This is a genomic window from Melioribacter sp. (genome assembly GCF_049325435.1).
GTDB classification, from domain to species: Bacteria; Bacteroidota; Ignavibacteria; order Ignavibacteriales; family Melioribacteraceae; genus Melioribacter; species Melioribacter roseus.
Genome location: NZ_JBMOLD010000013.1, coordinates 238,771 through 251,698, shown reverse-complemented (window position 1 = coordinate 251,698; position 12,928 = coordinate 238,771). Strand labels below are relative to the sequence as shown.

The 12,928-nt window shown below is 41.6% G+C and carries 7 protein-coding genes; all 7 read left to right on the top strand.

Annotated elements, in window-relative coordinates:
- Nucleotides 1-3 precede the first annotated feature (3 nt).
- The 7 genes from ACOYVE_RS10060 (at nucleotide 4) to ACOYVE_RS10030 (ending at nucleotide 12,928) form a co-directional block, all read left to right on the top strand.
- Complete coding sequence (locus ACOYVE_RS10060; protein ID WP_014857290.1) at nucleotides 4-834, top strand: RraA family protein; 831 nt, start codon at nucleotides 4-6, stop codon at nucleotides 832-834.
- 16 nt (nucleotides 835-850) lie between these two features.
- Complete coding sequence (locus tag ACOYVE_RS10055) at nucleotides 851-2,170, top strand: AGE family epimerase/isomerase (protein WP_422881758.1); 1,320 nt, start codon at nucleotides 851-853, stop codon at nucleotides 2,168-2,170.
- A gap of 291 nt (nucleotides 2,171-2,461) precedes the next feature.
- Nucleotides 2,462-5,479, top strand: coding sequence for a TonB-dependent receptor (locus ACOYVE_RS10050; protein WP_422881756.1), 3,018 nt, complete (start codon nucleotides 2,462-2,464; stop codon nucleotides 5,477-5,479).
- Between the two features lie 54 nt (nucleotides 5,480-5,533).
- On the top strand, nucleotides 5,534-8,074 hold the full coding sequence (locus tag ACOYVE_RS10045) for a T9SS type A sorting domain-containing protein (RefSeq protein WP_014857287.1): 2,541 nt from the start codon (nucleotides 5,534-5,536) through the stop codon (nucleotides 8,072-8,074).
- A 130-nt stretch (nucleotides 8,075-8,204) separates the two neighbouring features.
- Complete coding sequence (locus tag ACOYVE_RS10040) at nucleotides 8,205-10,655, top strand: glycoside hydrolase family 9 protein (protein ID WP_422881754.1); 2,451 nt, start codon at nucleotides 8,205-8,207, stop codon at nucleotides 10,653-10,655.
- A gap of 13 nt (nucleotides 10,656-10,668) precedes the next feature.
- Entirely contained in the window at nucleotides 10,669-11,778 is a 1,110-nt protein-coding gene (locus tag ACOYVE_RS10035; RefSeq protein WP_422881752.1) for a glycoside hydrolase family 5 protein, read from the top strand.
- A gap of 88 nt (nucleotides 11,779-11,866) precedes the next feature.
- Nucleotides 11,867-12,928 carry a glycoside hydrolase family 88 protein gene (locus ACOYVE_RS10030; protein WP_422881751.1) on the top strand — a complete coding sequence of 354 codons (1,062 nt, stop codon included), beginning with the start codon at nucleotides 11,867-11,869 and terminating at the stop codon, nucleotides 12,926-12,928.

The window sequence follows — 12,928 nt, the reverse complement described above, 5'->3', positions numbered from 1 at the left end:
TCGATGAAAAAATTATTTTACTTTTTGAGCATGTCAGTCATTTTTTCCGTAACGCTTTTTGCGCAGGAAGTAACAAAAGAACAATTGCAAAAGGGTTATAATTACATCCCCACTAAAGTTTATTCGGCGGAAGAAGACGCAAGGATTCTGAAATTATTTGAAGGGCTTCGCGTGGCAGACGTGTCGGACGGATTGGATATGGTGGGGCTGCCAAACACTGGGTTGGTAGACCCTGCAATTCAAGCCTGCTGGAAAGACCCAAAAAACTTAACGCATCAGTTCAGAGGAATTGCAGTAACAGTCAGATATGTGCCGACTCAAAAGCCTGACCGTCCTGCTCCGGGCGAGAAATTTCAGGAATGGGAAGGAAATTTTTACAGCAAATATTCGCACGAAGAATTTGCTAAACTGATTCGTCCCGGTACGGCTATAGTAATTGACGACGTGGAAGACAAGGATATCGGCACAATCGGTTCTTATAATATTCTTGCCTGGAAAAAACTGGGCGCCGTAGGCGTTGTTACAGACGCCGCTTCCAGAGACACCGACGAAATTGAAATACAAGGCGTGCCGCTCTATTTGAGAAAGAAAGGCAGAGGCATTCGTCCCGGCAGAAATGAAATCGAATCGATCAATCGTCCGGTTGTAATCGGCGGTGTGCTCGTATGCCCGGGTGACGTAATTGTAGCCGACGGCGACGGAGTGGTAGTAGTTCCGCGCTATGTTGCCGAAGATGTTGCAAAATACGCCAGGGAAATTCTTGAAAAAGACAAAGCAGGCAGAAAAGATTTATATAAAAGCTTGAATATGGAGCTCGACAAAACCGTTAAATAAGCCGGAAGACTGTCAAATGAAAAAGTTTATCATTCTGTTATTCATCAACGCCGTCGTAATTTCTGCGGGAATCCAAAGCGATAAAGAAAATTATATCGAAAGATTGAATACCCTTCTGGAGCGGGAGATTTCTCTCTGGTATCCGCTTTGCGTCGATACTCTTTACGGAGGATATTACAGCGACATTAATTATAAATGGGAATTGGAAGGCGCTCAGAACAAAATGATTGTGACGCAAGCTCGTCATATCTGGTCGATATCGAACGCCGCATTGAAATTCCCGAAATACAGACAATACCTGAAGTATGCAAAACACGGCGTCGATTTTCTTTCGCGCGTTATGTGGGACGATAAATACGGCGGCTTTTACGACCTTGTCGATCGTAAAGGCAAGCCGATAAAAGAGAACGGAAAAATTATTAAAAAAGCATACGGAAATGCTTTCGCTATTTACGGATTGTCGGCTTATTTCAGAGCCACGGGCGATTCGAGCGCGCTGAAATTAGCGATAAAAACATTCGAATGGCTCGATCGACACAGTTACGACGAACAGTACGGCGGCTATTTCCAATTTATGGATAGCAACGGCGCTCCTTTTACGGAAGGTTATAATGAAGTTCCTCCTAAAGACCAGAACAGCTCGATTCATCTTTTGGAAGCTTTTACGGAATTGTACAAAGTATGGAAAGACGATCATTTGAGGCGACGGCTCGAATCGGTATTTTACCTTGTAAGAGATAAAATTGTATCGGAAAAGGGTTATATGCGCCTTTTCTTTACGCGGGATATGAAACCGATTTCATACCGCGATTCGAGCGATCAGGTCAGAAGCCGAAACTTTGAATTCGACCATGTTTCGTTCGGGCACGATATTGAAGTGGCGTACTTGCTGCTGGAGGCTTCGGATGCAATGGATTTATCGGATAAAGAGAAAACCCTCGGAATCGCAAAAAAATTAGTGGATCATACGCTGCTAAACGGATGGGATTCCGATAAGGGCGGCATTTACGACAGGGGATACTACTTCAAAGGCAAGGATAAAATAACAATTATTCGCAAGAGTAAAGAGTGGTGGGCGCAGGCAGAAGCTCTTAATTCCGCTCTTCTCTTTGCAATTCTTTTTCCGGTTGATAATATTGATTATTACTCATATTTTGAAAAACAGATAAACTTTATCGAAAATTACCTCGTCGATGGAAAATACGGCGGATGGTATTTTTGGGGTAAAGACTCGGTTGAAAATATGGAATTTTACCCGAAGGCTACGATTTGGAAAGGAAATTACCATACTACCAGAGCGCTCATTAACTGTTTAAATCACTTAGATAATGATTAAAATAGCCGGTAATCCTTTTTTACTTTATTATTTTTATAAAATTTTATTGAATTGATAATCCGTAATAATATGAATTTGCAGCTTTTACGTGTTTAATTAGTCGTTGGTCTATGGCATTATAATTGGTTATTAAATTAGATATGAATAATAATTATATAGGGCGGTATATAATAATTAAGCATGGGGGGCTTAATTCTGAATTTAAGAGGAGTAACCTGTCCTGTATCATAAACTATACTACAAAATTCCAATTTTATAACTTTTGTAAATTGTTCAGTAACAGGAGGCAGAATGAAAACTTCTACATTAAGTAATTTCTGCAGTAAACTAATAATTTTAGTTTTATTGTTTTTAAGTTTCAATGAGACGCTGTTTGCTGCCGGCGGTCTTAGGGGCAGAGTGTTCGACAAAACCACTAATGAACCGCTGATTGGCGCAAATGTTATTGTACAGGGTACGAGCCTTGGCTCCGCAACCGACTTGGAAGGAAGGTACAGCATTGTTGGAATTCCTGCGGGTAAGCACACTATAGTTGTTTCGTATATCGGCTATCGTCAGGAATCTACGGAAATAGAGATACTAGATAACAGGACAGTCCAGCAGGATTTCTACCTCGAATTTATTACTCTCGAAGGCGAAACAATTGTCATTACCGCTCAGGTTGAAGGTCAGGTGCAGGCAATCAATCAACAGTTCTCTTCAAACACCATAGCAAATGTAGTATCCAAGAGCCGCATCAAAGAATTACCCGATGTCAACGCGGCAGAATCGATTGGACGTTTACCCGGCGTATCGATTCAGAGATACGGAGGCGAAGCTACAAAAGTTGAAATTAGAGGTCTTTCTCCCAAATATAATGCCGTTACGGTAAACGGTGTGCGCTTGCCAGCAACGGGTGGAAATGACCGAAGCGTCGATCTATCGTTAATTTCTTCCAATATTCTTGACGGTATAGAAGTTAAGAAAGCAAATCTTCCGGATATGGATGCCGACGCTTTAGGCGGAACTGTCGACCTTAAATTGAGAGAAGCTCCCGAAGGTTTCCATCTGAATACCAATATTCAAGGCGGATACAACAAACTTCAAAATTATTACGGTAATTACAATTTATCGGCAAATCTTAGCAACCGTTTCTTGAATAACAAACTGGGAGTTATTGCCAGTTTCAATACCGATAATTACGACAGAAGCGCCGATAAATTTCAAGGCGAGTATTTAAGAACTACGGATGTTACCACAGGTGAAACGCAAGTTTATATCTCGCAATTACGCCTTCGTGAAGAAAACGTAAAAAGACAGAGGACAGGCGGAAGTTTGCTCCTCGACTACAAGCTATCTAACGGAAAAATTACAGCAAATTCGTTCTACAACAAATTAACTTGGGACGGGTTGTATCGAATAAACAGGATGCTGTTGAGCGAAAACAGACATTTTTATGATCTAGAAGACCGTGGCGGTACAACTTCCATTTTTACAGGCGCCGTCGGTATGGAACAGGATTTCAACTGGATAAAATATGATTTCAGCGTTTCGCATACGTCATCCAGAAATGACAATCCGAGCGACAGAACATGGACATTCGTACAAGAAAACGCTTCATTCGAAACCGGAAAAATTACGCCCGATACGCATCCGACTGAAGTGCCTTCGTTTGTTACGCTCGACACGAATGCTACAGGATTGGAATCGGCTTATATCTACGGCACAAAACTTAACGAAGACGAAACTGCTTTTCAGCTTAACTTACAAATGCCTTTTACTCTAAGTAAAGATATTAACGGCTACATAAAAGCAGGCACAAAATTCAAATGGCTGAAACGTCTTTACGATCAGGAGCAGAACGGACGCGGCAGTCTGCAATACGGCGCCGGTACGGGGTTAAGCCGTGAATTGAGAAGAATTTTACTCTATCTCGCTCAGAAATATCCCGAACAGTTTAATTTCCAGAGCGACTCTATATTGGTCAGAGAAAATGCCGTTTTACCGATTTCGAGATTTCTTAGCGATTATAACAGAGACGACTTTTTGAACGGCGATTATCCTCTCGGATTTGTAGTGGATAATGATCTTATGAATAAAGTAATGGAAGCAATTTTTGCAAAAGACAAAATTGAAGGAGATACTGCGGCAATCGCAAGACGTTATTCTATCGGATCCCTGGGGAATGATTACGACGGTAAAGAATCGATTCAAGCCGCCTATTTCATGGGTGAGTTAAACCTTACAAAATATCTTACCTTGATCGGCGGTATGAGGTGGGAAAAAGAACATACTGTTTACAACGGACAAAGATTCCGCCAGGTGACCCCAAACAATGTCGAAGCGGCGCCCGCGGATTTCGAAGGCCTGGAAATCGAACGCGATAATGAATTTTTCCTGCCTATGATTCATCTTATTGTAAAACCTGTCGATTGGATGAAAATTAGATTGGCTCGCACCGAAACTTTGACCCGTCCCGATTTTATCCAATATGCTCCAATAACTTGGGTCAATTCTTACCAAAGCTATATTAAAGCAGCCAATTCCAAAATAAAACCTTCCCATTCTACAAATTATGACCTTTCAGTATCGGTTTATGAAAATTATGTAGGACTTTTCAGCGTTACAGGCTTCTACAAAAAAATCGATGATCTGGCATTTTACGCTTCGTATATTTTACAGCCCGGGCTTGCATACACATTCGAGGATACTGCATTTGTATCCGGTTTGAACATACCCAACAGTTGGTTGAAATCGGCGCCGCAAATCGATACATACATAAATAATCCCGAACCGGCATACTACAAAGGCGTTGAATTGGAATGGCAAACCAATTTCTGGTATTTGCCGAGCATTTTGAAAGGTGTAGTACTCAATGTAAATTATACATACATTCATTCTGAAATTAAAAAGCAGCTCTTTTATAATAAATTAGGCGATTTAATTCCCGGAACAAGACCGCCCAGAAGGCAACCGATACTTGTAGACAGTTTCCGTGTCGCCCGTATGCCCGACCAGCCTAAGCACATTGTAAATGTTACATTGGGTTACGATTATAAGGGTTTCTCGGCGCGCTTGTCCTATCTCTATCAAACGGATAAAGTTACATATATCTCGTCAGAATCAGCATTGGATAATTTCACAGGACCCTATTCGAGATGGGATTTTACCGTGCAACAAAAACTTGACAACGGTATTCAGGTCTTTGCAAACTTTACAAACCTGAATAACAGACCCGACGAATCATTCCGTGGTTCTTCTTTGCGAAACCCCACGTATATTGAATATTATGGTTTCTCGATGGATGTGGGAATTAGATATAATTTATAAAATAGTGAGTAATCACTTAAGCAACTTAAACCAAACCAATAAGTGGAGGAGTATATGAAGTTCAATTACCGTTTTCTAATCTTGGCGCTGCTGATTGCAGGCTTCTTTATGCCTGTTGAAAAAATAAGCGCACAAGCGGGGGATACATTAGTTGTAGAATGGCAGGACCCAGTTACGGGCGAAGTTATTACCGACGCTCTCCGTAATGCCATTGAAAACGATACAAACCGTCCCGAAGGACGCGTTTACAAATTATTACGCGGAGGATTTTATTGGATTTCCGAAAAAATTACTTATTCCGATTTTCATTTGAGACTTGTAGGCGAGAAAGGCGGACCGACGGAATTTGATAATCCGCCTGTATTGCAATTGGTTGGAAGAGAAGACGGTACGCACGCTGACCGTTTAATGCAGCCGAGCGCATCCCTTACTATGAAGAATATTTATGTAATCGGTTGCGATGAATTTGGTTCACAAACTTATTATCAACCGATTCAGCTCGACGCTAACGATTCGAGATTTGTTTTTGACGGATGTATTTTCGAGCGTACAAACTTTGCGCCAATTGCGTTTACGGGTAAAAATAACGACATATTTGTTACCAATTGCGTTTTCCGTAATATTCAGGGCCATCCGGCCGATCAGCAATGGCAAGGACGCGGAATTTCAATTTGGGCGGATCAGGATACTGTAATTGTTGAAAACAATACCTTTTTCAATATTAATATGACCGTATTTCAGCTCGAAGGCGGCGCGGCTAATTATATCAGATTTAACCACAATACTATTGTCAATATGGGACGCGCGCTCAATGCCGGAAACTGGTGGAAAGAAGCATACTTTACCAATAACCTCTTTATTAATCCTTTCTGGCACGGCGAAGGACATGCGGATATTACAGCCACCGGACGCGATCCTCGCACTATACCCGCTTCAATATTCAGCGTAGGCGCATTACCGACTAAATACGGCCCCGAAGAAGGACGCCGTATATTATTTTCGAACGCGTATGCTTGGAGAGACCCTGCATTCGCAGCTTACTACGGCGACACTATTGTGGCTCAGCCTTTTGCAGGTCCGATGACCAGAGAAGATTATTTCGATGTATACGAGAATATGGTAATTAAAGACACTGTTTGGTTGAGCAGTATGCCGTCGGTAGGCACATATCCTTCTGAGATTGTAGAGAATATGATCCAAAACATTAAAGACATTCGTTCCAACACTTTACCGGCTACTGAATATTTCTGGAAATTACCAATAGACAATATTACCGGCGATGTATGTAATGTATGTCCAAGTTGGCCTCTACCCGAAGATTTCTCATATACCGACGCTGCACTTATGACTGCCGGTACCGACGGATTGCCCCTTGGCGACTTAAATTGGTTCCCGGATAAAAAAGCTATTTTTGAACAGAACAAAGATCAGTACGTAGCACAACTAGAAGCTATGGCAGGTCCGAGAATTGAATTGGAAACAATTGCCGAATATGAAGCCGAAGAGGCCGTACTAGGCGGTGATGCGGAAATAAAAGACGTTGCCGGCTTTATGTACTTCCAGATGGACGGCGGCGGTTATATTCAGTGGGAATTCGATTTGGCTGAGGCTGGACAATATGATTTGAATATATATACGAACTTAAGAGGAAATGGCACAAGAGGACAAAGAATCATTGTCAACGGCGTAAGTATTCACGATCCGATGGGTTGGGGTGAATATATCTGGAGTCCCAAAGAACAGGAAGCAAATATCTGGTACGGTAAATTCGATCCGAATGAATGGGTATGGACATTAATAAAACAGGAAGAAATTCTTGAAGCAGGCGCTTTAACTTTACCTGCGGGTAAAAATACAATCCGAATTGAATCATCATGGGGTTATCAGAACTTTGCAGGTATACAACTTATACCGGCAGGAACAACTACTCCGGTCGTCGAACTTGGTGTGCCGGACGCTACATCAGATTTAGTTAAAATAATGGTAGAAGGAGCTGTGTGGGTGCCGAGCGGATTGAAATCTGTTGCTATGAATTCTAACGGTAGCGTTACATTTACTGTTGAGGCGCCTGGCAACGGTACTTATGCTTTGAATTTACTCTATCAAAATTACAGCGGACCTCAAAACGGCGTTCTTAAAATAGACGGAGCCGTCGTTTCTACGATATCTTTTGCAAGTAAAGACGATTCAACCGGACTTACTGTATTAACAGATAAATTTGAGTTAACTCAAGGTTCGCATCAGATTACTGTCGAAGCAAGCAATATTAATCTTGATATGGCTCAACTGGTAAAAGTCACAATCACGTCGGTAAACGAAAACGAAATACCGAACGGTTATGCTCTCGAACAAAACTTCCCGAATCCGTTTAACCCGACTACTTCAATCAGATTTACTTTGGCAAAACCCGAAGTGGTTAAATTGACAGTCTACAACATACTCGGACAGAAAGTAGCTACCCTCGTTAACGGTCCTATGACTGCGGGACAGCACCTCGTTCATTTCAACGCTTCTAATCTGGCTTCGGGAATTTATTTCTACGGTATCGAAGCAGGCAACTTCAAAACATTCAAGAAGATGATTCTTCTCAAGTAAATTAAACTTCATATTGTTAATTGGGACAGCCGGCTTTAACCGGCTGTCTCTTTATTTTCGGGTGAGAAATTATAGGGGGACATTAAAACATCTGCAATAAAGTCATTTTTTCATTAAATCATGAGTCCGTATGCGTTCGAATAAACTTTTTCTTTTTTTTATCTTCCTGCTAACTGTCAACATTTCAGCTCAACTGAATATTGTTAAAACGGATTCGTCGAAAATATATCTTAATTCCGAAAAATATTATGAAGCTCCCGGATTCAATCTTACCGTATTCGACGACTTCTACCCCGAAGGACATCAGGGGGGAATCACTATCATTCGCAACGACGAAAGAATTGCGGCTAACGGCGATTTAAGATTGGAGCCGACTCCCGGGCAATGGTCGCCCGTTCCTAAAATGGGCGAGAAAATCGTAGATAATGAAAAACAATTAATCAGTGTTGAACTCTGGTTTCCGGATTCATCGAAAAATTGTAAAGGATTCAATCCGATTGTATATCCCGACCTTAAACTTAAATATAAAATTCAAACCGAACCGATAAACGAGGGGGCTTCCATACTTGTAACTGTTAAAATGGACGAACCGCTGCCTTCTCAATGGGATGGCAAAATAGGATTTAATCTAGAACTCTTTCCCGGCTACTTTTTTGGTAAATACTATCTGGCTGATGGTAAACCGGGAGCCTTCCCTAGAGATCCGATTCTAAAAGACTCCTCCGTTGACAGCCCTCTGGTAAAATGCACCGAATTTGTATTGGAACCGGGAACTGCAAACAGAATAGCTATCAAAAGTCTTACGAAAGATATCGAATTATACGACGGAAGAATTACCCATAATAACGGCTGGTTTATTCTCCGAACCATTATCGATTCTTCCAATCCCGAAGAAGCTGTTAAGTGGGTGATTACTCCTCATATCGACCCTTCCGATTCTGAAAATATGTATAAACCGGTAATCAAGGTGTCGCAGGTGGGATACCACCCAGCGCAGAAGAAACAGGTAATTATAGAAACCGCAAAGGATCATGAGTTAAACGGAAAATTGCAGCTCCAAAGAATAGGAAAAGATTCGGTAATTATTATTGAAGATAATATTAATCCCGAATACTGGGGCAGGTTTTTACGTTACAATTATTACGCTTGGGATTTTACTAATATTAGAAACGAAGGACTTTACAGGTTCGTTTATTTTGATAAGGACAAGAATATTTCTTCAAATATTTTTTTGATCGATTACGAGATTTTTTCCGAATATGTCTGGCAGCCTACAGTTGAATATTTTCTGCCGATACAAATGTGCCACATGAGAGTAAACGAAAATTACAGAGTGTGGCACGGTCGCTGCCATATGGACGACGCGGTCATGGCTCCCGTAAATCATAATCATTTCGACGGATACGTGCAGAGCGAATCGACTCTGACGAGATTCGAATCGGGTTCGCGCGTGCCGGGATTAAATAAGGGGGGATGGCACGACGCCGGGGATTTCGACCTGAGAATTGAATCGCAGTCTGAAACAGTTTATAAACTGTCTCTGGCGTACGAATTATTCCGCCCGCAAATTGACGTCACAACAATCGACCAGAAGAGTCAAACGGTAGAAATCCATATCCCCGACGGCAAAAACGATATTCTTCAGCAAATTGAACACGGATTGCTCTCTATCGTTGGCGCTTATGAATCGATGGGCAGGCTTTACAGAGGAATAATATGCCGTGATTTGAGGCAATATGTTTTACTGGGGGATCCGGTAAACATGACAGACAATATTCCCGGCGAAGACGACAGATGGGTTTTTACCGAAAACTATTACAGACACGAGCTCGGAACCGCGCAAGCGCTTGCGGCAGCCTATCGAGTAATGAAAAATTTTAATCCGGTCCTTGCCGATAAATGTTTGAAAATTTCAGCGGAACTTTTCGAACGGGATACTTCGGGAATTACTACCGAAAAATTAAATGCGGCAGCCGAGCTTTACTTATCGACTCAAAACGAAAATTATAAAAAAATTCTTTTCGAAAATCGTGAGAAACTGGTTGAAAATATATTTGCACATACTCTTGTCATAGGAAGAATTACGGATAAATTCGGAGATGATTTCAAAATAGAAGTCGAAAACGCGATTAAAAAATTATACAATAATGTAACTAAACTTCAACGGGAAACGCCTTTCGGAGTTCCCTATAAACCGTATATCTGGGGAGCGGGTTGGGGAATTCAAGCTTTCGGAGTGTCGCAATTATTCCTGCATCTCTATTTTCCGGATGCGTTCGAGTCTGATTATCTGCTCAACTCATTAAATTTCATTCTGGGCGTTCATCCGGGAAAAAACAACGCGTCGTTTGTTTCCGGTATCGGCGTAAATTCGCTTACTACCGCGTACGGATTTAACCGCGCGGACTGGTCTTACATACCCGGCGGTATCGGGAGCGGTACGGCTCTAATTCGACCGGATTTACCGGAACTTAAAATATGGCCTTATTTATGGCAGCAGACAGAATATGTTCTGGGAGGAGGAACGGTTGATTATATTTTGCTCTCATTAGGAGCGGATAAAATTTTGAATAATAAATAAAGGAATTTTATCTATGGACAGAAGGGAATTTATTAAGTATACCGGTATGCTTGGAGCGGGATCGCTCTTAAGCGGGGTACCTGAAATATTAGCCTCAAACTTAAAGAAGAATAAAAAAATTGACATTCCCCGTTATATCGGTTTTAACCTCACCGAAAAAACAGGCGGCATGGGACCCCGTAGAAAATTCAATGAAGAAGATTTTGAAATAATGGCGGAGTGGGGGTTTAATTTTGCCAGAATACCAATGTCGTATTGGAATTGGGCTTCGAAAGATAATTGGTACGAAATAAACGAGGACGTATTTAACGACATAGATGAATTGATCGAATTCGGCAAACAATATAATATTCATATCAACCTCAATTTACATCGTATTCCGGGATATTGTATTAACAGAAGGGAAATGGAACCGTACGATTTGTTCGATGACACGCCGGAGAACATGGAAAAAGCCCTTAATGCCGCTGTCTATCACTGGAAGTATATTGCCCGGAGGTATAGCGGAATACCGAATTCTCAATTGAGTTTCGACTTGATTAACGAGCCGCCCAAAAATACAAATGTAAAGAGATATGTGGAAATCGTTAAAGCGCTCGTGGCGGGCATAAAAGAAGAAGACCCTGAACGACTGATTATTGCCGACGGCAGAGAAATCGGAAGATATCCCGTGATGGAATTGGCGGAGGTAGTGCCGATGCAAAGTACAAGGGGATACGACCCGATGAGTTTAAGTCATTACACGGCAACCTGGGTGCCTGAAGACGAATTTGAGACCTTTAATCCGCCCACATGGCCGCTTAAAGCCGACGACGGAAAAATATGGGATAAAGAAGCCCTCAGGGCAAAATTGATCGATTCCTGGATGCCGCTTGTGGAGCAAGGGTCGTTGGTTCATGTAGGAGAATGGGGATGCTACAATAAAACTCCTCACGATGTTTGCCTTAGATGGATGGAAGATGTACTCTCGCTTTGGAAGGAAGCCGGATGGGGACATGCTATGTGGAATTTGAAAGGGGATTTCGGAATCCTAAACAGCGGCAGAAAGGATGTAAAGTACGAAAATTATAAAGGACATAAACTCGACAGAAAAATGCTCGAATTGGTTAAAAAATATTTCTGATAATCTATGCTTTCGAGAGCGTCGACTTATTAATTGTTTGACAATGAGTTAAAATTATTTACTTAAATAAAATAATAGCAGGTATAAAATGGAAAGGAAACAATTTTTAAGTATTTTTCCGCTTGCTGTTTTGGGCAGCGGTTTGTTAAAAAACGATATTCTTAATGCGGAAAAGAAAAACGAGACAATGTTTAGGAAAAGCGACGATAAAATTGAAAAAGCCATACTGGCGATGCTTACTATGCAAAGAGCAACATGGGAGCAAGGCGTGGCAATGCAGGCTCTTCTGGAATACGGAGAAGAAGAATTGGTAATTCTAATGGCAAAAGAAGCCGTTTTAAGACAATCGCCGGACGGCAGATTGGCAATGTTGGGAGAGGAATTCGCACTTAGCGATGCGGCTTCGCCGGGCGAAGCCGTTCTCTGGGCTGCAAGAAAAACGGGAGATGAGAATTTATTCGAAGGATTTAGCAAGCTTTTGAATTATATTTTGTATAATGCTCCCAGGAATAAAGACGGGATTATTTATCATTTTACGAATATTCCGCAGGTATGGAGCGACATTAATTATATGCTGCCCCCGTTTCTGGTTGTCGCAGACAAATACGATGAAGCTATAAAGCAAATTAACGGAGTTTGGAAAGTCCTCTGGAATGAGGATAAAAAATTGTTATCGCACATGTGGGATTTTGAAAAGAATCAGTTTGCAAGAAAAGATTGCTGGGGCGTAGGAAACGGCTGGACTGCGGCAGGGTTTACGCGCATAATTCCAAGATTGCCCGATTCTATGAAGCAGGAACGCAATCTGCTGATAAGGAGACTAATCGATTTATTGGATGGCTGCCTGAAGCATATGCGATCTGACGGCTTATATCATAATATAGTTGACGACCCTAATTCCTTCGTAGAAACAAACTTATCTCAGATGCTTTCATATTCCATCTTTCGGGGTGTCAAAGGCGGTTGGCTCGACGGTAAATATCTTGAAAAAGCAGAACTGATGAGAAAAGCGGCGCATTCTAAATTCGATAATTATGGACTTATCCAAGGAGTATGCGGTTCGCCTGAGTTCGATCATCCGGGCACTGCTACGGAAGGGCAGGCGTTCTTTATTCTTATGGAAACTGCATATAAAGAATTAAATAATTAA